Source organism: Pseudomonas sp. NyZ201 (assembly GCF_049860765.1).
In the GTDB taxonomy this organism is placed as follows: Bacteria; Pseudomonadota; Gammaproteobacteria; order Pseudomonadales; family Pseudomonadaceae; genus Aquipseudomonas; species Aquipseudomonas bharatica.
Genome location: NZ_CP187557.1, coordinates 6,243,379 through 6,264,910 on the forward strand (window position 1 = coordinate 6,243,379; position 21,532 = coordinate 6,264,910).

Sequence of the window (21,532 nt, forward strand, 5' to 3'; positions counted from 1 at the left end):
CCGTTTGACTGCATTCGACGAATCACGCCATCAGTTGACGCTTTCCTTCAGGGCCTTGCCTGGTTTGAACGCCACGGTATTGCTGGCCTTGATTTTCACCGGCTCGCCGGTTTGCGGGTTCTTGCCGGTGCGGGCGCCGCGGTGGCGCTGTTCGAAGGTGCCGAAGCCGACCAGGGTCACGGTGTCCTTCTCGCTCAACGCCTTTGTGATCTGCTCCAGGACCGCGTCCAATACCACGCTGGCCTTGGCCTTGGTGAGGTCGGCCTTTTCGGAGATGGCTGCGACGATTTCGTTTTTGCGCATGGTGAAGCCTCTTTGACGGAATTTTTGTTGTTATGCCGTGCTGCCCTCGAAGGCAGCGCCCAAGGCACCGCAGGCTCTAGCCTGCGGCAGACGGAAGTGAGGATGGCACGCCGCCAAGGACCGCGCCAGTCTCGAGGCGGCCATTGAACGGGCAATGGAATGGTAAAACCGACAGAACGACTGGTATTTACGCCAGCAGGGGCGGAAGCTGGCGATTCAGGGCCAATTTCTCCATGACCGCCGCACCGGTAAGGGCATAACCGAGTAACTGGCCCCGGGCATCGTGGCAGAGCACCTTCAGGTCGCTGCCCTGACCTTCCACGGTCCATGTGCCCTCGTTGCCGAACGGTGGCGGCGATACCACCAGGGGACAAACCGGCGTCTTCACCGTGATCGGCATAGGTCCATAGGCAACCGTGGCGGGATGCCCGGCCAGCGTCTGTGCCAATGCACGCGCGCAGCTCATCAGCGGCATCACGTAGAGCAGATTGAGCCCCTCGACCTCGGCACAGTCACCTAAAGCGAAGATATTGGCGTGGGAAGTGCGCAACTGCCGATCCACCACCACCCCGCGGTTGATGCGCAAGCCGGCCGCTGCAGCGAGGTCGGTACGTGGTCGCAAACCGACCGCCGATACCACCAGATCGCAGGCAATCACCGAACCGTCCGACAGGTGCGCCTCCAGGCCCTCGCCTGCCCGTTGCAAGCGGGTCAGCACCGGCCCCAGGTGGAATCGCACTCCCAGCCCTTCCAGGCCGGCCTGGACCGCCGAGGCAGCAGCCGGGTGCAGCAAGGTCGGCATGACCTGCTCGCACGGTGCCACGACGTCCACCTCGAAGCCGCCCAGGCTCATGTCGTTGGCGAACTCGCAGCCAATCAATCCGGCACCGAGAATCAGCACCCGGCGCTTGCCTGCCGCGGCGACACGGAAGCGCGCATAGTCCTCCAGGTCATTGATCGGGAACACGGCGTCAACGCCGTCGCCCTCCACCGGCACCCGCACGGTTTCCGCGCCCCAGGCCAGCACCAGGTCGCGGTAGTGCACCTGCTCTTCACCGATCCACACACGCTTGTGCCCCGGATCGATGCCGCTGATGCGAGTGTGGGTGCGGATCTCGGCCTTGAGTTGCTCGGCCATGGCCCCGGGCTCGGCCATGCTCAGGCCGTCGGCGTCCTTGTGCTTGGCAAAACCGGTAGACAGCATCGGCTTGGAATAGGAGCGACCGTCGTCCGCAGTGATCAGCAGCAACGGCGTTTCGCCGTCGAGCTTGCGAAATTCGCGAGCGAGGTTATAGCCCGCCAGTCCGGTGCCGATTATCACTACGGGATCGGTCATGCCTTGAAAATCCTTGTCGGGGGTGGAATAGGGATCAGCCGATGGCGATCATTTCGAAGTCGGTCTTGCCGACGCCGCAGTCCGGGCACAGCCAGTCTTCCGGTACGTCTTCCCAGCGCGTGCCAGGCGCGATACCGTCATCCGGCCAGCCCTCGGCTTCGTCGTAGATCAGGCCGCACACTACGCATTGCCACTTTTTCATCACTGCTTCTCCTCGGGTTCAGGCCAGGCCCGATCATGCTTTTGTGGAAATGGCGATCGGGTCGTCAGCGGGCTTTGTACTGAGCCCGGCCAGGGGATGCAAGCCGGTGCAAGCAAACATGTTAAGCTTCGCCGCTTCTCTGGCCTGTAACCCTCTACCTACCGTGCCAAACGAATACCCGCAAGTTTCCGTCGGGCGCTGGGCGCCATATGCCGAGCGGCTCGCCACGACGACGCCGGCCGCCATCCTCGATTGGTTGTTCGACCAGGGCTCCCTGACCCGCCGCTTGACCCGCCTTTCCCGCGACCATTTTTCCGTAACCCCGCTTTTCGAAGGCTGGCAGGCCCTGCGCGATGACGAATGCCTGGCCTTGGGCCTGGCACCCGGCAGCGAGGGCTGGGTGCGCGAGGTGTATCTGCGCGGGCACGGTGAGCCCTGGGTGTTCGCCCGCAGCGTTGCCGGACGCCAGGCCCTGCGTGATGACGGGCTGGACCTGGAAGCGCTCGGCAGCCGCTCGCTGGGCGAGTTGCTGTTCTGCGACCAGGGCTTCGTCCGCCAGGCCATCGAGGTCTGTCATTATCCGCGCGCCTGGCTGCCTGCCGGGCAGGCTGCAGACAATCTCTGGGGTCGCCGTTCGCGTTTCGATCGTGGCGCCCTCGGCGTGCTGGTGGCGGAAGTGTTCCTGCCCGGCCTGTGGCACGCCGCCGAAGCGTTCAAGGAGACCCGCTGATGTACCTGAGCCTGCTCAAATCGCTCAACCGCCTGCACCCCCGGGCCTGGGACTTCATCCAGCTCAGCCGCATGGACAAGCCGATCGGCATCTACCTGCTGCTGTGGCCGACCCTGTCGGCGGTGTGGATCGCCGGCAACGGCTCGCCCTCCGTCGCCAATGTCCTGATCTTCTTCTTCGGCGTAGTGCTGATGCGTGCCGCCGGGTGTGCGATCAACGACTTCGCCGACCGCAAGGTGGATGGTCATGTGAAGCGCACGGCCGAACGTCCGCTGGCCGCCGGGCGCATCAGCGCCCGCGAAGCCCTGGCACTGTTCGCCCTGCTGGTCGGCATCAGCTTCCTGCTGGTGCTGTGCACCAACCAGAAGACCGTGCTGCTGTCATTCGGCGCCGTCGCCCTGGCAGCCTGTTATCCGTTCATGAAGCGCTACACCTACTACCCGCAGGTGGTACTGGGTGCGGCGTATTCGTGGGGCATTCCCATGGCGTTCACGGCGGCCAACGGCGAGCTGCCAGCGATCGCCTGGCTGCTGTACATCGCCAACCTGTTGTGGACGGTGGGATACGACACCTATTACGCCATGGTCGATCGGGACGACGACCTGAAGATCGGGGTGAAGTCCACCGCGATCCTGTTCGGCGAGGCCGACCGCACCATCATCCTGTCGCTGCAAGGTGCGTCATTGCTGTGCTTGCTGCTCGCGGGCAACCAGTTCGGACTGGGCGGATGGTTCCACCTCGGGCTGCTGGGTGCAGCGCTGTGCTTCGCCTGGGAATACTGGTCGACCCGGGGACTGGAGCGGGAGGCCTGTTTCAAGGCGTTCCTGCATAACCATTGGGCCGGGTTCATCATTTTCGTCAGCATCGTGGTCGATTACGCCATCCGCTGAAGCGACGCGGATCCTGTGGGAGCGGGTTCACCCGCGATTGATATGGTGGATTCACTACCGCAATCGCGGGTGAACCCGCTCCCACAGGGTCCGCATCTGCCTTTCTATGGTTTGGCCGCGTGCCAGACATCCTTCATGCCATCGCCGGTAGTGTCGCCGGCTTTCTTGTCCTTGATGAAGGTATACAGCGGCTTGCCGTCGTAGGCCCATTGCATGCTGCCGTCGTCGCGCTTGATCTGCGTCCACTTGCCCTCGGCCTTCTCGCCAGCCTGGACCACCAGCGGTGGCCAGTTCTTGGCGCATTCGCCAGCACACATCGACTTGCCACCACTGTCCTTGTCGAAGGTATAAAGCGTCATTCCGGCGTGGTCCACCAGCATGCCGTTCTTCTCCATGGCCGGCGCGGCCAGTGCCACGCCCGGCAGCGCCAGGGTTGCACAGAGAGCCATCCAGTTCAGCGTATGTCGTGTCATTGGATTCACCGTGTCGTTCTTGAAGTGCGGGATCTTAAGCCTAGCCCAGTAACCGAATGTTGCTGCAACGCCCCCGGACTTGTCACACAGCTGCAATAATTCCGTTATCTAATGCGGGCCAAGACACCTGAAGCTGGGAAGAGGTTTGAGCATGGTTGGCAGGAACATTCTGATCGTCGACGACGAAGCGCCCATTCGCGAAATGATCGCCGTTGCCTTGGAAATGGCCGGCTATGACTGCCTGGAGGCGGAGAACTCCCAGCAGGCCCACGCCATCATCGTCGACCGCAAGCCGGACCTGATCCTGCTCGACTGGATGCTGCCGGGCACCTCCGGCATCGAACTGGCCCGGCGCCTGAAACGCGACGAGCTGACCAGCGACGTACCGATCATCATGCTGACCGCCAAGGGCGAGGAAGATAACAAGATCCAGGGCCTGGAAGTCGGCGCCGACGACTACATCACCAAGCCATTCTCGCCCCGCGAGCTGGTCGCTCGCCTCAAGGCGGTGCTGCGCCGCGCAGGCCCGACCGACGGCGAAGCGCCGATCGAGGTCGGTGGCCTGCTGCTCGACCCCATCAGCCACCGCGTGACCATCGACGGCAAGCCGGCCGAGATGGGCCCGACCGAATATCGCCTGCTGCAATTCTTCATGACCCACCAGGAGCGCGCCTATACCCGCGGCCAGTTGCTGGACCAGGTCTGGGGCGGCAACGTCTACGTCGAGGAGCGCACCGTCGATGTGCATATCCGCCGCCTGCGCAAGGCGTTGGGTGATGCCTACGAAAATCTGGTACAAACCGTCCGTGGTACCGGCTACCGCTTCTCGACCAAGGGCTGACAAGCGCCCAGGCCCCAAGCAAGAGCACAGGGAGATCGGCTCCGGCCTCTGATACGGAGCCGATCCGCAAGGATTCCAATTGAACCAGAACTGGCACGGCACCCTGATTCGCCACATGCTGCTGCTGATCAGCGTGTGCCTGATCATCGGACTGATCAGCGGATACTACGGCTGGGCCCTGGCCCTGGGCCTGGCCGTCTACCTGGGCTGGACCCTCAAGCAGATGCTGCGCCTGCACCATTGGCTGCAGGCGCACAAGCCCGACGAGCCACCGCCGGATGGCTACGGCCTGTGGGGAGAAGTGTTCGACAGCATCTATCACCTGCAGCGCCGCGACCAGCGCGTGCGCGGGCGCCTGCAAGCGGTGATCGACCGTGTCCAGGAGTCCACCGCGGCGTTGAAGGACGCGGTGATCATGCTCGACAGCGAAGGCAACCTGGAATGGTGGAACCGCGCCGCCGAGACACTGCTGGGCCTGAAGACCCCACAGGATAGCGGCCAGCCGGTGACCAACCTGGTCCGCCATCCGCGCTTCAAGGAATATTTCGAGCAGGAAAACTACCTCGAACCCCTGGAAATCCCGTCGCCGATCAGTGACCGGGTGCGCATCCAGTTCCATATCACCCGCTATGGCAACAGCGAGCACCTGATGCTGGTGCGTGACGTGACCCGCATCCACCAACTGGAACAGATGCGCAAGGATTTCGTCGCCAACGTATCCCACGAACTGCGCACGCCGCTGACGGTGATCGCCGGCTACCTGGAAACCTTGCTGGACAACGTCGAAGACGTGAATCCACGCTGGGTGCGTGCCCTGCAGCAGATGCAGCAACAGGGCGGGCGCATGCAGACCCTGCTCAACGACCTGCTGCTGCTGGCCAAGCTGGAGGCCACCGATTACCCCTCGGACAACCACCCCGTCGCCATCGACAGCCTGCTGAACTCGATCAAGGGCGATGCCCAGGCCCTGTCCGGCCAGCGCAACCAGCGCATCAGCCTGGAAGCCGAACCAGGCCTGCGCCTGAAGGGCAGCGAGACGGAACTGCGCAGTGCCTTCTCCAACCTGGTGTTCAACGCGGTCAAGTACACCCAGGACGGCGGCACTATCCGTATCCGCTGGTGGGCCGACGAGCAGGGTGCGCACCTCAGCGTGCAGGATTCCGGGATCGGTATCGACGCCAAGCACCTGCCGCGCCTGACCGAGCGCTTCTACCGGGTCGACTCCAGCCGCGCCTCCAACACCGGCGGCACCGGCCTGGGCCTGGCGATCGTCAAGCATGTGCTGCTGCGCCATCGCGGTCGCCTGGAGATCAGCAGCGTACCGGGCCACGGCAGCACGTTCACCTGCCATTTCCCGGTCGCCCAGCTGGCCCCGGCCAAGGCCAGCTGATCCAGCGCGCTTTGCATTTGCGCCCCCAGCCGCTACATTGGCGGATCGTGCCAGCGCAAGCTGGCACCTATTTCTTTCTATTTCAAGAACACGGAATCCTTTAAAACTCCATCATGGAACCTTCCAGTATTAGCCTCGCCTCCCTCTTTGCCGACTTCGGCATGATTCTTTTCGCCCTGCTCCTGGTTCTGCTTAACGGCTTCTTCGTCGCCGCCGAGTTCGCCATGGTCAAGCTGCGCTCGACCCGGGTCGAAGCGATCGCCGAGCAGCACGGCTGGCGCGGCAGCATCCTGCGCACCGTCCACAGTCAACTCGACGCTTACCTGTCCGCCTGCCAATTGGGTATCACCCTGGCTTCGCTGGGCCTCGGCTGGGTCGGCGAGCCGGCCTTCGCCCACCTGCTGGAGCCGCTTTTGGCCGCAGTCGGCGTGCAGTCGCCGGAAATCATCAAGGCGGTGTCCTTCTTCAGCGCCTTCTTCGTAATTTCCTACCTGCATATCGTGGTCGGCGAGCTGGCCCCGAAATCCTGGGCGATCCGCAAGCCGGAGCTGCTGTCGCTGTGGACCGCCGTGCCGCTGTACCTGTTCTACTGGCTGATGTACCCGGCCATCTACCTGCTCAACGCCAGCGCCAACGCCATCCTGCGCATCGCCGGCCAGGGCGAGCCCGGCCCGCATCACGAGCATCACTACAGCCGTGAAGAGCTGAAGCTGATCCTCCATTCCAGCCGCGGCCAGGACCCGAGCGACCAGGGCATGCGCGTACTCGCCTCGGCCGTGGAGATGGGTGAGCTGGAAGTCGTCGACTGGGCCAACTCCCGGGAAGACATGATCAGCCTCGACGTCAATGCGCCGCTGAAAGAGATCCTGGCGATGTTCCGCCGGCACAAGTTCAGCCGTTACCCGGTGTTCGACGCCGAACGCGGCGAGTTCGTCGGCCTGCTGCATATCAAGGATTTGCTACTGGAACTGGCGGCCCTGGACCATGTACCGGAGTCGTTCAACCTGGTCGAGCTGGTCCGCCCGCTGGAGCGCGTTTCCCGGCACATGCCGCTGTCGCAGTTGCTCGAGCAGTTCCGCAAGGGCGGCGCGCACTTCGCCCTGGTCGAGGAAGCCGACGGCAAGGTCATTGGCTACCTGACCATGGAAGACGTGCTGGAAGTGCTGGTCGGCGATATCCAGGACGAACACCGCAAGACCGAGCGCGGCATCCTCGCCTACCAGCCGGGCAAGCTGCTGGTGCGCGGCGATACGCCGCTGTTCAAGGTCGAGCGCCTGCTGGGCATCGACCTTGACCATATCGAGGCGGAAACCCTCGCCGGCCTGGTCTACGAGACCCTCAAGCGGGTCCCGGAAGAGGAAGAAGTGCTGGAAGTCGAAGGCCTGCGCATCATCATCAAGAAGATGAAGGGGCCGAAGATCGTCCTGGCCAAGGTGCTCAAGCTCGATTGAGCCCCCTCAAGGGTTGCCGGCGGTGAAGTTCGGCAACCCGCCGATGGGCTGGTTGAACTGGTAGGGAATCGACTCCACCGCCAGCCCGACATTGCGCTGCACCACGAAATGCAGGTGCGGCGCAGTGCTCCTCCCGGTATTCCCCGAGCGCGCCAGCGGCGTGCCATAGGCCACCTGCTGGCCCTCGCGCACCACCACCGAACCGCGCTGCAGATGCAGGTACACGCCCATGGTGCCGTCGTTATGCAGGACCCTGACGAAATTGCCTGACGGCTGGGTTCCCCGCCCGCTCTGCCGGTTTTCCACCTTCACCACCACCCCGGCCCGCGCCGCTATGATCGGCGTGCCTTCGGGCATGGCGATATCCATGGCGTAACGGCCCTTGGGGCCGAAATGGCTGAAGCGGCCGTTAGGGCCTTGGGTAAGACGGAAGGGCCCGCCGCGCCAGGGCAACGGATAGCGATAGGCCTGCGGCCGCAGGGCGGGATCGCCGAGGGCGGTACGCAGGGTTTCCTTGTAGCTGATCTTCTGCCCTGGCTGGATCGCCGTCAGCCCGGCCAGCGCCACCGTGGCCCGCGCCGGAATCACCCGGCGCACCACCCGCGGCCCCGCTTCCCGGGCATTGCCCAGGCGCTCCAGGCGCAATTCGACCTCCACCGGGGCGTACAGCTCGTTGTAGACGGAGAAATGCACGCCGCCGGGATGGGGCGTGACTTGCAGATGGACCTGGCTATCGAGTTTCTCGTCCATGCGGTCGCGGAAGATGAACGGCCGCGAGCCGGCGATCGGCCGGTCGGAATAGGTGACCACGCCGAAGGCGTCCCTGTGTTGGTAGATGGTCTTGGCCAGCGCCGGTCCGGCGGCGAACAGCAATGCGCAGAACAGCAGCAGGCGAACGGGCATGACGGGAGGCCCTCCGACGACGGTTTTTCTTGGGGTTGTCGTCGAAGACTAGCAGCGGGGGATCGCGCGGGAAGCCGTGGAAATGGCTTGAGAGGGTTGCAGCCGATCAGCGGTGGCAATTTGCCGCTAAACGGCCATATCTCTGAAAGCGACGCGTACCCTGTGGGAGCGGGTTCACCCGCGATTACGGTAGTGAATTCACCGACGTAATCGCGGGTGAACCCGCTCCCACAGGGTACGCGTTGCCTTTAAGTCAGGCGCTCGGAATGTACTGCTTCTGCGCCGTACCGCGAGCGATCAACCGCGACAGGTAGTCGAGCTTCTGCGCATCCTGGTCGACGAAGCGGAAGATCAGTTGCAGCCAGTCGCTGTCCGGCTTCGGCTCCATGGCCGCGACCGAGTGCAGGTAGCCGTTGAGACGGGCGATCTCGGAGTTCTCGCCTTGCTCCAGGTCGAGCACGGCGCCTTCCAGCACTTGCGGCAGGGCGTCGCTGCGGCGTACTACCAGCGAGGCTTCCTTGAGGGTCAGGGCCTTGATGATGCACGGCTGGTTGCCGCTGGACAGGCGCAATTGACCCTGGCCACGGCCACTGGGAGACGCCGGCTGGGCCTGGGGCGCAGGCGCGTTGATCAGCGGCTTGGCAGCAGGCGCCGGAGCGGTCGTTGCCGCGGCGGTCTTGGGTGCATTGCCGGTCAGGGCCGACAGCGAATCATTGGCGAAGCCGGTGGAGGTACGCGCCGGGCCACCCGCCATGGCGGCTTCCAGCTTGCCGACCTTGGCCAGGGCCTTCTTCACCTTGGTCAGCAACTGCTCGTTGGTGAACGGCTTGCCGACATAGTCCGAGACGCCGGCGTGAATGGCCTGCACCACGTTTTCCTTGTCGCCACGGCTGGTCACCATGATGAACGGCAGGGCCTTGAGCGCGTCCTGCTGGCGGCACCAGGTGAGCAACTCGAGGCCGGACATCTCCGGCATCTCCCAGTCGCACAGGACCATATCGAAGACGTCCTTGGTCATCAGGGTCTGGGCCTTGCGCCCGTTGACCGCATCCTCGATGACCATGCCGGGAAAATAGTTACGCAGGCATTTCTTTACCAGGTCACGGATGAACGGCGCATCATCCACAACAAGCACACTGACTTTACTCATCGCCACTCCTTCCATATCCCGACTAGCATAACGTTGACTGATGGCCATTTGCCAAAACTTCGGTCACGCCGGGACAACGACACATTCGTTCGCGGGTGCCTTCAATTGCGCTGCCGCAAACGAAAACGCCCGGCCAAAAGCCGGGCGTCAGTTCTTGGGGCAGTCTTATTTATCGTCAGATTCGGCCGGAACATTAGCTTTTTCGACGCCCTGCACCTCTTCTTTCATGCGCTTGAGGCCCATGTGCCGGACGTCGGTGCCACGCACCAGGTAGATCACCAGCTCGGAGATATTGCGCGCGTGGTCGCCGATCCGCTCCAGCGAGCGCAGCGCCCAGATCACGCTGAGCACGCGGGAGATCGAACGCGGGTCTTCCATCATGTAGGTGACCAGCTCGCGCAGGGCGGTCTTGTACTCGCGGTCGATGGTCTTGTCGTACTGGGCCACGGACAGCGCAAGGTCGGCATCGAAGCGGGCGAAGGCATCCAGCGCGTCACGCACCATGTTGCGCACCTGGTCACCGATATGCCGGACCTCGACATAGCCACGTGGCGACTCGCCTTCCTCGCACAACTGGATGGCGCGGCGGGCGATCTTGGTCGATTCGTCACCGATGCGCTCCAGGTCGATCACCGACTTGGAAATGCTGATGATCAGGCGCAGGTCGGACGCAGCCGGCTGGCGACGGGCAAGAATGCGCACGCACTCTTCGTCGATGTTGCGCTCCATCTGGTTGATCTGTTCGTCGACTTCACGCACCTGCTGGGCCAGGCCGGAGTCGGCCTCGATCAGCGCGGTGACCGCGTCGTTGACCTGTTTCTCGACCAGGCCGCCCATGGCCAGAAGATGGCTGCGCACCTCCTCGAGCTCGGCGTTGAACTGCTGGGAGATGTGATGGGTGAGGCTGTCTTTATCGATCATGCTTTCGCTCCGCGAGGAAGCTTCCAGCCACAGGCTGCAAGCTCCAAGTCATTCGTTTCTGTCCTGCGAACCGCGCGCTGCCCGGGCCGGACCTAGCCGTAGCGACCGGTGATGTAGTCTTCGGTCTGCTTCTTCGCCGGGTTGGTGAACAGGGTGTCGGTGTCGCCGAATTCCACCAGTTTGCCCATGTACATGAACGCGGTGTAGTCGGAGACCCGCGCTGCCTGCTGCATGTTGTGGGTCACGATGACGATGGTGTACTTGGACTTCAGCTCGTAGATCAGCTCTTCGACCTTGAGGGTGGAGATCGGGTCGAGGGCCGAGCAGGGTTCGTCGAGGAGCAGGACTTCCGGCTCGACGGCAATGGTCCGGGCAATGACCAGACGCTGCTGCTGGCCACCGGACAGGCCCAGTGCCGAGTCGTGCAGGCGGTCCTTCACTTCGTCCCACAGCGCGGCGCCCCTCAGGGCCCATTCGACGGCTTCGTCGAGCACGCGCTTCTTGTTGATGCCCTGGATGCGCAGGCCGTAGACCACGTTCTCATAGATGGTCTTGGGGAACGGGTTGGGCTTCTGGAACACCATGCCGACGCGGCGACGCAGCTCGGCGACGTCCTCGCCTTTGCGGTAGATGTTGTTGCCGTACAGGTTGATGGCGCCCTCGACGCGGCAACCATCGACCAGGTCGTTCATGCGGTTGAAGGTGCGCAGCAAGGTCGACTTGCCGCAGCCGGACGGGCCGATGAACGCGGTCACGCGCTGCTTGGGGATGTTCATGCTGACATCGAACAGGGCTTGCTTGTCGCCGTAGAACAGGCTCAGGCCCGGGACTTCGATGGCCACGGTTTCTTCGGCCAGGCGCAGGCTCTGCTTGTCGCGACCCAGGGCGGACATATCGATGCCGTGGGCGTGGGATTCATGCTGCATGGTAAGACTCCATACGCTATCAATTTCGTTTCATCGGGCCGCCCGGGACGGGACACGGACGGCGCTAGCAAGGGTGCGGCGATCAGCTGTCCAGCGCCTTGTACTTCTCGCGCAGGTGGTTGCGGATCCATACGGCCGACAGGTTCAGGGTGGCGATCACCAGGACCAGCAGCAGCGCAGTGGCGTACACCAGCGGACGGGCCGCCTCGACGTTCGGGCTCTGGAAGCCCACGTCGTAGATGTGGAAGCCCAGGTGCATGATTTTCTGGTCCAGGTGCAGGTACGGGTAGTTGCCGTCCACCGGTAGCGAAGGTGCCAGCTTGACCACGCCCACCAGCATCAGCGGCGCCACTTCGCCAGCGGCGCGGGCCACCGCCAGGATCATGCCGGTCATCATCGCCGGGCTGGCCATCGGCAGGACGATCTTCCACAGCGTCTCGGCCTTGGTCGCACCCAGGGCCAGCGAGCCCTCGCGCACGGTGCGCGGGATACGCGCCAGGCCTTCCTCGGTGGCCACGATCACCACCGGCACCGCCAGCAGTGCCAGGGTCAGCGAGGCCCAGAGCAGGCCCGGGGTGCCCAGGGTCGGTGCCGGCAGCGCTTCGGGGAAGAACAGGCGGTCCAGCGAACCGCCCAGCACGTAGACGAAGAAGCCCAGACCGAACACGCCGTAGACGATCGCCGGCACGCCGGCCAGGTTGTTCACGGCGATGCGGATCAGCCGGGTCACCGGGCCCTGGCGCGCATATTCGCGCAGGTAGACCGCCGCCAGCACGCCGAACGGGGTGACGATCACGGCCATGATCAGGGTCATCATCACGGTGCCGAAGATCGCCGGGAAGATACCGCCCTCGGTGTTGGCTTCACGCGGGTCGTCGCTGAGGAATTCCCAGACCTTGGCGAAGTACACCCCAAGCTTGGTGAACAGGCCCATGCCGTTGGGCTGGTAGGCATGCACGATCTTGCTCAGGTTGATTTCCACTTCGCGGCCGTTGCCGTCACGGGCGACCATCGAGTCGCGGGCGAAGTCCCGGTGCAGGTTGCCGAGGCGCTCCTCGATGGCCTTGTAGCGGTTGTTCAGCTCGGCGCGCTCGGATTCGATGTCGGCTTGGGCAGCGGCGTCCAGCTTGCCTTCCAGTTCCAGCTTGCGGCTGTGCAGGCGCAGGCGTTCGAGGCCATGGTTGATGGCGCCGATATCCTTCTTCTCCAGCGTCTGCAGGTCACTGGCCAGCTTGTCGGCACGGGCCAGGCGGCTTTGCAGTTCGGCCCAGGCGGCCGGGCCGTCGGCGACCACCTTGCCGTTTTCCTTGACGCTGACCAGGTAGCCGTAGAAGTTGCCCCACTCGCGACGCTCCAGGGCGATCAGCTCGGCCGGACGCTGCTCGTCGGCCAGCCACTCACCGACCACCCAGGTGAAATCACTGCCGTTGAGGTCGCGGTTGCCGACCTTGATCAGCTCGCGGGTCATGAATTCCGGGCCGTCGTCCGGCACCGGAAGGCCGGCACCCTTGAGGCGCGCGCGTGGCACTTCTTCTTTCTGAACCACCTCGCCCACCACCACCTGCGCCGGCTGGCCCGGCACGTTGTAGCTGGCCTGGACCAGGTCGGCGGGCCAGAAGTGGCCCAGGCCGCGCACGGCGATGACGGCGAGCAGGCCGATGGTCATGATGACCGCGATGGCGACCGAGCCACCGCTGATCCAGACACCGGGAGCGCCGCTCTTGAACCAGCTTTTAAGGGAATCCTTTTTCACGGATCGCTACCTTCTCTATCAAAGCGACGAGTATTTCTTGCGCAGACGCTGGCGAATCAGCTCGGCCAAGGTGTTCATGACGAAGGTGAACATCAGCAGCACCAGCGCCGCCAGGAACAGCACGCGGTAATGGCTGCCGCCGACTTCCGACTCGGGCATTTCCACGGCGACGTTGGCCGCCAGGGTGCGCATGCCCTCGAACAGGTTCAGCTCCATCACCGGCGTGTTGCCGGTGGCCATCAGCACGATCATGGTTTCGCCCACGGCGCGGCCCATGCCGATCATCAGCGCCGAGAAGATGCCCGGGCTGGCAGTCAGGATGACCACCCGGGTCAGGGTCTGCCAGGGCGTGGCGCCCAGCGCCAGCGAGCCCAGGGTCAGGCTGCGCGGCACGCTGAACACGGCGTCCTCGGCGATCGAGTAGATGTTCGGAATCACCGCGAAGCCCATGGCGATACCGACCACCAGGGCGTTGCGCTGGTCATAGGTGATGCCCAGGTCGTTGGTGATCCATAGGCGCATGTCGCCGCCGAAGAACCAGGTTTCCATGAACGGGCTCATGTACAGGGCGAACCAGCCGGTAAACAGGATCACCGGGATCAGGATCGCCGCTTCCCAGCCATCCGGCACGCGCAGGCGGATCGACTCCGGCAGGCGGCTCCAGCCGAAGCCGGCGACCAGGATGCCCAGCGGCAGCAACAGCATCAGGCTGAATACGCCCGGCAGGTGAGCCTCCAGGTACGGTGCGAGGAACAGGCCGGCGAAGAAACCGAGGATCACCGTCGGCATCGCTTCCATCAGTTCGATCACCGGCTTGACCTTGCGCCGCATGCCCGGGGCCATGAAGTAAGCGGTGTAGATGGCGGCGGCAATCGCCAGCGGAGCGGCCAGGATCATGGCGTAGAAGGCGGCCTTGAGGGTGCCGAAGGTCAGCGGCGAGAGGCTCAGCTTGGGTTCGAAGTCGGTGTTCGAGGCGGTGGATTGCCAGACGTACTTGGGCTCGTCGTAGTTCTCGTACCAGACCTTGCCCCACAGGGCGCTGAAGGAAACTTCCGGATGCGGGTTCTTCAGGCTCAGCGGCTGCAGCTTGCTGCCGTCCTCGATGAACACCCGGTTGGCCCGCGGCGACAACGCCAGGATGCCCGGGCCGTCGACCACCTGCTCGATCAGCAGGGTACGGTGCGCGGTGCTGTGGAATACGCCGAGCTTGCCGCTGGCATCGAGGGCGATGAAGCCCTTGCGGCGCTCTTCGGCGTCGATCTGCACGATCGGCGAGTCGCCCATCCTGAAATCGCGGATGCGCTTGAGATGCTGCTCGCCGTCCGGGTCACGGGCCATGAACCACTGGGTCAGGACGCCCTTGGAGTCGCCGGTGATCAACGAGATGCCGCCGACCAGCTGGGCGCTGGCGGTGATCTCGGCGTTGCCGTCCTCGGCCAGCTTGTAGCGGCCGTTGAGGCTTCTCTCGCGCAGGCTGAACACATCGGCCTGGGCGCGACCGTTGATGACGTACAGCCATTGCTGGCGCGGATCGACGAAGATCTGCTTCACCGGCTCGGTCATCTGCGGCAGGTCGATGCGTTCCTGCTCGTTGCTGACCTCACCGGTCATCATGTTTTCCGAGCGGCTCAGCCGCAGCACCTGCAGATGCGCGCCGGCAGACCCGGTCAGCAGCAGGGTATCGCCATTGACGTTGAGGCTTACGTGCTCCAGCGCCCTTCCCTGCTCGTCCAGGGCAATGGGCTCCTGGCCGTACGGGTAGTCGATGGCGGGGGTGATGGTCTTTTTGTTGTCCGGGTAGGTGATCTTGTAGGTGTGGTGGAACACCAGCACCTGGCCATTGGAAAGGCCCAGCACGACCAGCGGGCTACCTGGCTGGTCGGCACCGATGGAGGTCACCTGGACACCGGCCGGCAGGGGCAGATCGACACGCTTGAGCTCGGCGCCGCTCCTGGTGTCGAAGAACAGGGCCTGGCCCTTGTCGGAAACCCGCATGCCGACCAGGTTCTGCTCTTCCAGGGCAATCATCAGCGGCTTGCCGGCGTCCTGCTGCAGCCAGGCGGGCTGCAGGGCCGGCTTGCTGGTCAGGCTCGCCCCCTGGAACAGCGGCACTACCACATAGGCCAGATAGAAGAAGATCAGGGTAATGGCCGCCAATACAGCGAGCCCGCCCACCAGTACATACCAGCGGGTCAGGCGATCCTTGAGCGCACGGATGCGGCGCTTGCGTTGCAGCTCGGGCGTATTGAAGTCAATCCGCACGGGAGAAGAATTTTGGGTCATTGTGGAGTTGGCCAGATCATTCATGCGCACACACCCTAGCGGTCCCATATGACAGAAACATGACAATGCGGTGACGCAAAAAAGCCCGCCGCACAGGTGGTTCTGGCAGCGGACTGGAAATTTGCCGCTGGGGCCCGGCGTCCACCGGGCCCCACGAGATCACAGGTTAGTTTTTCGCGACACCGGCGCTGTGGGACAGGCCCAGGTCAGCCAGGGCTTTTTCGGCCACTTTGGCTGGCAGCGGGATGTAGCCGTCCTTCACCACGACCTGCTGACCGGCCTGGGACAGGACCAGCTTGACGAACTCGGCTTCCAGCGGGGCCAGAGGCTTGTTCGGCGCCTTGTTGACATACACGTACAGGAAGCGCGACAGCGGGTAGGTGCCGTTCAGGGCGTTGGTTTCGTTGTCTTCGACGAATTCGCCGCCTTCTTTCTTGGCCAGGGCTACGGTCTTGACGCTGGCGGTCTTGTAGCCGATGCCGGAGTAGCCGATGCCGTTCAGCGAGGAGCTGATCGACTGCACCACGGAAGCCGAACCTGGCTGCTCGTTGACGTTAGGCTTGAAGTCGCCTTTGCACAGGGCTTCTTCCTTGAAGTAGCCGTAGGTGCCGGATACCGAATTGCGGCCGAACAGCTGCACCGGCTTGTTGGCCAGGTCGCCGGTCACGCCCAGGTCGCCCCAGGTCTTGACGTCGGCCTTGGCGCCGCACAGGCGGGTCGAGGAGAAGATCGCATCGACCTGGGCCATGGTCAGGCCCTTGATCGGGTTGTCCTTGTGCACGAACACGGCCAAGGCATCGACGGCCACTGGGATGGCGGTAGGCTTGTAGCCATATTTCTGCTCGAAGGCCTGCAGCTCGACGTCCTTCATCTTGCGGCTCATCGGGCCCAGGTTGGCGGTGCCTTCGGTCAGCGCGGGCGGTGCGGTGGAGGAGCCGGCGGCCTGAATCTGAATGTTTACGTTCGGGTACTCTTTCTTGTACGCCTCAGCCCACAGCGTCATCAGGTTGGCCAGGGTATCGGAACCAACGCTGGACAGGTTGCCCGACACACCGGTGGTCTTGGTGTAGGTCGGAATGGCTGGATCAACAGCGGCGACCGCATTGGCGGTGGCAACGCCAGCGGCGACAAAGGTCAGGGCCGCCATCAAACGCTTCAGTTTCATGCCTTGCTCCTAGCAGGAATTCGGGGGTGAGATGGATCGGGGCCCAGTATCTGCAGGGCGCATGTCTAATCTATGACTGGATTGTGACAATTAGATTAAAGGCCATCATTCATTATGCCGGAACGCCCCTGCCGCGCTTGCACATAAGATACAGCGGCTCCAGGCCGCTGCCTGTCGGGAAGACCAGGATGCAGTCATCGAACCTCACCTGGCCGACAGCGCTCAGGGGCTCCAGCAAGGGCGTCTCGGGCAGGTCGATCACGCCGCCCACCTGACGTGCTGCGGACTGGCCGACGATCGCCGCGCTCCAGCGCAGTTCCATGGACGACAACCCTGAAACCGCATGGCTGAGCGCCTGCCCCACCGCTACCACCTTGACCTTCGCAGACAACTCGCTGCCGCTGGTGGGTGTCAGGCAGATCTGTTGCATTGCCGTGATCTCTTTCAGCCCGACAACGATCTTCCGCCGTTCGACCGGAGCGGATCGGGAGAACAGGCGATAAGGCAGATCGACCTCGGCGCCGGAGCGGGCCAGCGCTTCCCAGTCGTGGCCATCAATGGGCATCAGATCACCAAGCGGCACGCTGACCGCGTACTCGCTGCGCTCCTTCCAGTGCTCGAAGAAGAAGCCGGCGACACCGCAGAAGGTGCCCGGATGTTCGTCCTTGAGTGAGGTCGCCTGCCAACTGAACTCGGCCACGGCGGAACGGATGGACTTTTTCATGGCGGTGAGCGGTGCAGGGTCATCGATTGCAATGGCTTCGGCGAACATCAATGCCGGACGCAACTGGCAAGCTCGGGATGAAAGCGTCACGACCCTCGCTGTACTTCCGACCTGCACCCCGGGCGCGGACAAGCGGCGGACAAGGTGCTCCTCCGCTGCCGCGAACAGCAGCGTGCAGTGCTCGTGCAACTGCCGATGGCGCTGCTCGGTAGCGGCCATTGATGCCAGATAGCGGCTGCTGCCCGCAGTGATAAGGGCAAGCACCTGGGCCTGGATAGCCGGATCACGGAAAGGACTGGTGAGGTTGCGCTCGGCGCCGGACTTGGCGAACTGAACCTTCAGTGTCATGGACTCGAGTGCCTTTATCGCCCGGACCATGTCGGTTTGCGCGCTCTCGAGCGCGCTCATTTCCTCTATATGTGCGGCAATGGACCGCGAGTCGAGAGTTTGCGCCTGCCAGAGGTCCAGCAACCGGGCAACCTGCTGCACGCCGTCATCGACTGACTTCACCGCCGCATCGATCTGGGCGATCAGTTGGTTGGTCTTGTCCAGTTCCTTGTTCGACTCGGCGACCTTGCGCTCCTGCTGGCTCAAGCGAACAGGCGGCTTGGGCGGGGCCGGTACCGGGTCGTTGCGGAAAGCGGCCTTGCCCTGGCGGTGATGCCACTGACGGACATGAAATACGATGCTATCGACCGAGTGGGCCGTGCCGGTTTCCAGATAAGGCGGATAGAACAGCAGGTCGGCACCGATGGGGTCGCCGATGATCTTGTCGAAATGGTCGATCAGTCGGGCGTGGGTGGCGTTGTCCAGGTCGGCGTTCCAGAGGGTCTGGACGAGGGATTTGAATTCTTCGGGGGTGTAGTCGCCTAAGACGTTCTTCATTTCCATTTTCAACATTCCTTGTTGAAAGGGCGCCCTGTCATCAGACATGACGCCCTTTTTATATTCATATATTTTTCTTGAAGACCAATGTTACAACTTCCATTTCGGCGGAATACTTGAATACCAAGGTGATCTCTGGGAACAGCGAACTGTCGTAATCATAGGTATCCCACCCACCCGTCCAACCCGTTGGCTGGGGAAGCCTCACCGGACCGTGGGTTTCCTTAGGCACCCCGAAAACCTCGCGAACCCAATTCTGGTCCATGTGTTTTTGTAACTTTCCGGGAAGCTCACCTTCGTACTCAAGCGTCGACGGCGTCGTTTCCTTGAGCAGGATGAACAATTTTATGAACACGTTTTCCTCCGAGGAGAATGTCATCTCGACCCCCTCCTCCGGTTCGAAATAGACGCCCTCTGACTCAGGGAATATCTGCAGAAGCGGCTCATCGGGGATGACTCCACCAGCCAACAGGTCGAGATGTGAGCTCCCAAGAAAACGAATGATTTTCTCGATTTCTTCAGTTTTCATTCGTACCATCCTTGCAGCCTGTGAAGTGTATGTAATTTCTCGCGCGCGGCTTCTATGTCAGATTCCAAGAGTCCATGTTTCAGAAGGCCCACCTTTATTGCATCAAAGTTACTATTCACTGCGGCTTCCGGATCAAGCGAGTCCTGTAGCTGCTTGGCCTTTGTATTTCTTCCGCCATAGGTCTCACTGAATTTTTTGTGAACTTCAGCAGGAATGGCGATACTCGGGGCATTCAGGATGTAATCCACAATCTGGTTCTTAGGCATATCGGGATCAATTCGCCTGATCAGCATCTCTAGCGCCCTTCTCGAAATGATGTGATCCACATCCAGACCATCATTTTTACTGTTCCGATGCACCTCATCAAAAGGCCCGACATCCAGCGGCTCTGAAAAAACCAACCCCGGCGACGGCAGATCACTACCGTCACCATAACCAGGAAGCTTGGACCCGATCTCACTCTCGTCCAGTCCTGGAAGTGTTTCAATTTGCGGTCGATGCGGATCGAGTTCGGCGCCTGGAATGGTCCCGGGTAGTGGTGGCACCAAGGGCAGATCGGTCGGGCCGAGCAGTTCGCTGCCCGGCGGCACCAGCGGAGTCCAGGTACGCCGCCCTCCCGAGGAGTGCGCCAGCGATTTCGCAGCCTCGAGTGAAATCGGTTCGCCCAGTTGCAGCCAGGGCGCAAATGGCTGGGGCTGGGCTCGCACACCGAAGGCGCTGGCCGGGCTGTGCAGGCTGAGGCGATCCAGGTCATACGGCGCGTTGCCCAACGCCGCGCTCTGCGAGTACCGCACCTCGAACTCGCGGCGCTCACCTACCCAGGTGCTTCTCGGCGCATAAGGCGCGAGTCCGTTGGCAATACGCCGCTGGTTGATCTCGCTGAACGTCCCGCCGGGCGCGGCTTCTTCGCCGATAGACCGCCACAGCGCCTGCTCGAAACCGGCAAACGACGCGAATTCCCTGCCCCGCAACGTGTCGGCCGCCTGCGCAGGAATCGCCGCCCCGCTCGCCCGGGCGCTGGCATCCCACCAACCCGGAGCGGCAACCTGGCCACCACCACCGACAATGCCCGTGCCGGCTGGCGGTACGTCAAACGAGAAATAGAGAGGCGCCCTGCCGGGGATACAGACGACGCAGTCGTTGATCCGGGTGTCGACACCGGCGGGAATCGCAAGCGCTTGCGGTTCGGAGGACAGCAGGCCGGACGCCGTCTGCACCTGCGGCTTGAGCGGGTCCGCCAATGCGCTGTCAGCCGTGAACACCAGGTCCCGGTCGGTTGCCGCCTGGCCTTCAGCCCGGTAGGTGTTGGTCAACGGATCGAACACCGCGGTTCTCACCGGGACCCCGGAAGAGATTTCATCACCGGTGCTGGCAACGATGATGGCGGTGCTGTTGCCGTGGGCTTCCAGCCTGACCCGATAATCGACCTCGGCCATCCCGCCGCGCTCGGCCAGGGCCTGCAGGTCCTGTCCTGCACGCAGGCCTATGCCCTCGGCAGGGATTCCGATCCCTTGAAGAAGGCGGCGCTGCTCCGGCATCAGCTCGCCGTTGCCCAAGGCCGTGGAATAGGTCGCCGCAGTTACAAATGTCCCAAGCGCCTGACCGGTGCGAATGGCCGCAACCCGGGCAATTTCCCTGATCGAGTCGCCAACCGCTCGCTCGATCGCCGACACCACACCTTCCGCCACCCGGACGCCGTCCCAGGTGAGCAGGCTTCCAGCGGCGGTGGCCGCCATCGGCATGGTCAGCGAATTGGCCTCGCGGATCCGCTTCAGCCGCAGGTTTTCATCCGCCAGCTGCTTGAACCGGACCCGTGCCTCACGCAGTTCCTTGTACTGACGCTGCCGCTCCCATTCCTCCTCGCGGGCCTTCCACACGACTTTCTGCTCGGCGTGACGAGCCGCCAACGCATTGGATCGCTCGGTCAACTGGCGAATGGCTTCGGAGAGCAACTGCGCTTCCTGGGCCGCGATATAGGCCGCTTCCCAGGCCTGGTGGAGTTGCTGGAACGACTGGCTGGAGCTTTGCTGCGCCAGGCGCTCGGCGTAGTCCTGCGGGGAATGCTGGAGCGGATCATGACCGTCGAAAGCCCGAGCCTGCTGGTTCTTGCGCTGCAACTCGGCGGCTTTCGCCGCGATCATCTCCTCGATCACCTGCCGTTCCCGGGTGATCAGGTGCAACTGCCAGCGCTCGCTACCGTCATTGGCGGGATACTTGCGTACGGCCTCCAACTCGGCTTTCAACGTTTGACCAACGTTGCCGAGATTGGCCGCGTAGTGCCTGTCTATCGTTGCCCGGGTGGCTTGCTGGGTCTGCGCGAAGTGCTGCACCCATTGCTGATGAGCAGCGGCCTGGGCGGCGGCCTGGGCAGCGAGTTGTGCCTGCCGCGCCGCTTCGGTTGCGGCTTGTTGCTCGGCGCGGCGCTTGGCGATGGCCGCTGCCCTGGCCTTGGCACGCTTCTTCGCGCGCTTGCGGCTCGATCCGCCAAAGCCACCGGAAAATCCACTTCCGCCGCCTATGTCGAAAAAGCCCGCGTCCCTCGGTCCTTGCGTTTCGACGGTGCCGTCGCGGATAACCACATCGCCCGTCGTCCTATCGGGAAATAACTTGTCCATACAGAATCTCCTTGTCTGTATGGCGCAGGGTGGCGAGCTGGAGGGGTGCGGCTGGGGTACAT

At 63.1% G+C, this 21,532-nt stretch carries 19 protein-coding genes; 5 read left to right on the plus strand and 14 right to left on the minus strand.

The window, feature by feature from the left end:
• Window positions 1–30 precede the first annotated feature (30 nt).
• The 3 genes from ACPFMA_RS28165 to ACPFMA_RS28175 all read right to left on the minus strand — a co-directional run bounded on the left by ACPFMA_RS28165 (window position 31) and on the right by ACPFMA_RS28175 (window position 1,841).
• A complete protein-coding gene (locus tag ACPFMA_RS28165; protein ID WP_064302209.1) occupies window positions 31–303 on the minus strand; it encodes an HU family DNA-binding protein in 273 nt (90 codons plus the stop codon).
• Window positions 304–490: 187 nt separating this feature from the next.
• Complete coding sequence (locus tag ACPFMA_RS28170) at window positions 491–1,639, minus strand: NAD(P)/FAD-dependent oxidoreductase (RefSeq protein ID WP_425929455.1); 1,149 nt, start codon at window positions 1,637–1,639, stop codon at window positions 491–493.
• 34 nt (window positions 1,640–1,673) lie between these two features.
• Window positions 1,674–1,841 carry a rubredoxin gene (locus ACPFMA_RS28175; protein ID WP_009394419.1) on the minus strand — a complete coding sequence of 56 codons (168 nt, stop codon included), beginning with the start codon at window positions 1,839–1,841 and terminating at the stop codon, window positions 1,674–1,676.
• A 118-nt stretch (window positions 1,842–1,959) separates the two neighbouring features.
• On the opposite strand from ACPFMA_RS28175, the gene ACPFMA_RS28180 reads away from it, so the two are divergent.
• On the plus strand, window positions 1,960–2,571 hold the full coding sequence (locus ACPFMA_RS28180; RefSeq protein WP_420059315.1) for a chorismate--pyruvate lyase family protein: 612 nt from the start codon (window positions 1,960–1,962) through the stop codon (window positions 2,569–2,571).
• Window positions 2,571–3,461, plus strand: coding sequence for a 4-hydroxybenzoate octaprenyltransferase (gene ubiA, locus ACPFMA_RS28185; protein WP_064302206.1), 891 nt, complete (start codon window positions 2,571–2,573; stop codon window positions 3,459–3,461). Before ACPFMA_RS28180 ends, ubiA begins: the two co-directional genes overlap by 1 nt.
• A gap of 104 nt (window positions 3,462–3,565) precedes the next feature.
• Here the strand turns inward: ubiA and ACPFMA_RS28190 are convergent, their stop codons facing one another.
• Window positions 3,566–3,934, minus strand: coding sequence for a COG4315 family predicted lipoprotein (locus ACPFMA_RS28190; RefSeq protein ID WP_064302205.1), 369 nt, complete (start codon window positions 3,932–3,934; stop codon window positions 3,566–3,568).
• Between the two features lie 151 nt (window positions 3,935–4,085).
• On the opposite strand from ACPFMA_RS28190, the gene phoB reads away from it, so the two are divergent.
• The 3 genes from phoB (at window position 4,086) to ACPFMA_RS28205 (ending at window position 7,616) form a co-directional block, all read left to right on the plus strand.
• On the plus strand, window positions 4,086–4,775 hold the full coding sequence (gene phoB, locus ACPFMA_RS28195) for a phosphate regulon transcriptional regulator PhoB (RefSeq protein ID WP_009394423.1): 690 nt from the start codon (window positions 4,086–4,088) through the stop codon (window positions 4,773–4,775).
• 115 nt (window positions 4,776–4,890) lie between these two features.
• A complete protein-coding gene (gene phoR, locus ACPFMA_RS28200) occupies window positions 4,891–6,165 on the plus strand; it encodes a phosphate regulon sensor histidine kinase PhoR (RefSeq protein ID WP_425930633.1) in 1,275 nt (424 codons plus the stop codon).
• A gap of 113 nt (window positions 6,166–6,278) precedes the next feature.
• Window positions 6,279–7,616 carry a hemolysin family protein gene (locus tag ACPFMA_RS28205; RefSeq protein ID WP_009402405.1) on the plus strand — a complete coding sequence of 446 codons (1,338 nt, stop codon included), beginning with the start codon at window positions 6,279–6,281 and terminating at the stop codon, window positions 7,614–7,616.
• 6 nt (window positions 7,617–7,622) lie between these two features.
• Here the strand turns inward: ACPFMA_RS28205 and ACPFMA_RS28210 are convergent, their stop codons facing one another.
• The 10 genes from ACPFMA_RS28210 to ACPFMA_RS28255 all read right to left on the minus strand — a co-directional run bounded on the left by ACPFMA_RS28210 (window position 7,623) and on the right by ACPFMA_RS28255 (window position 21,470).
• Window positions 7,623–8,519, minus strand: a complete 897-nt coding sequence (locus ACPFMA_RS28210; protein ID WP_425929456.1) for a peptidoglycan DD-metalloendopeptidase family protein — start codon at window positions 8,517–8,519, stop codon at window positions 7,623–7,625.
• A 253-nt stretch (window positions 8,520–8,772) separates the two neighbouring features.
• Entirely contained in the window at window positions 8,773–9,669 is an 897-nt protein-coding gene (locus ACPFMA_RS28215; protein WP_064302202.1) for a response regulator, read from the minus strand.
• A gap of 165 nt (window positions 9,670–9,834) precedes the next feature.
• Window positions 9,835–10,590: a phosphate signaling complex protein PhoU gene (phoU, locus tag ACPFMA_RS28220; RefSeq protein ID WP_009402408.1), complete on the minus strand. Its 756-nt coding sequence runs from the start codon at window positions 10,588–10,590 to the stop codon at window positions 9,835–9,837.
• A gap of 92 nt (window positions 10,591–10,682) precedes the next feature.
• A complete protein-coding gene (gene pstB, locus ACPFMA_RS28225; protein ID WP_064302201.1) occupies window positions 10,683–11,516 on the minus strand; it encodes a phosphate ABC transporter ATP-binding protein PstB in 834 nt (277 codons plus the stop codon).
• An 82-nt stretch (window positions 11,517–11,598) separates the two neighbouring features.
• On the minus strand, window positions 11,599–13,269 hold the full coding sequence (pstA, locus tag ACPFMA_RS28230) for a phosphate ABC transporter permease PstA (protein ID WP_425929457.1): 1,671 nt from the start codon (window positions 13,267–13,269) through the stop codon (window positions 11,599–11,601).
• A gap of 18 nt (window positions 13,270–13,287) precedes the next feature.
• The gene (locus ACPFMA_RS28235; protein WP_420059309.1) at window positions 13,288–15,576 is read right to left on the minus strand and encodes an ABC transporter permease subunit; all 2,289 of its coding nucleotides are present in this window, start codon (window positions 15,574–15,576) and stop codon (window positions 13,288–13,290) included.
• A gap of 142 nt (window positions 15,577–15,718) precedes the next feature.
• Entirely contained in the window at window positions 15,719–16,717 is a 999-nt protein-coding gene (locus ACPFMA_RS28240) for a phosphate ABC transporter substrate-binding protein PstS (RefSeq protein WP_009402416.1), read from the minus strand.
• 112 nt (window positions 16,718–16,829) lie between these two features.
• Window positions 16,830–18,326 carry a bacteriocin immunity protein gene (locus ACPFMA_RS28245; protein WP_425929458.1) on the minus strand — a complete coding sequence of 499 codons (1,497 nt, stop codon included), beginning with the start codon at window positions 18,324–18,326 and terminating at the stop codon, window positions 16,830–16,832.
• Window positions 18,327–18,390: 64 nt separating this feature from the next.
• Window positions 18,391–18,855 (minus strand): DUF6392 family protein, encoded by a 465-nt coding sequence (locus tag ACPFMA_RS28250; protein WP_425929459.1) that lies wholly within the window; start codon window positions 18,853–18,855, stop codon window positions 18,391–18,393.
• Window positions 18,852–21,470 (minus strand): S-type pyocin domain-containing protein, encoded by a 2,619-nt coding sequence (locus tag ACPFMA_RS28255; protein ID WP_425929460.1) that lies wholly within the window; start codon window positions 21,468–21,470, stop codon window positions 18,852–18,854. The genes ACPFMA_RS28250 and ACPFMA_RS28255 overlap by 4 nt, the downstream gene beginning before the upstream one ends.
• Window positions 21,471–21,532: the final 62 nt, after the last annotated feature.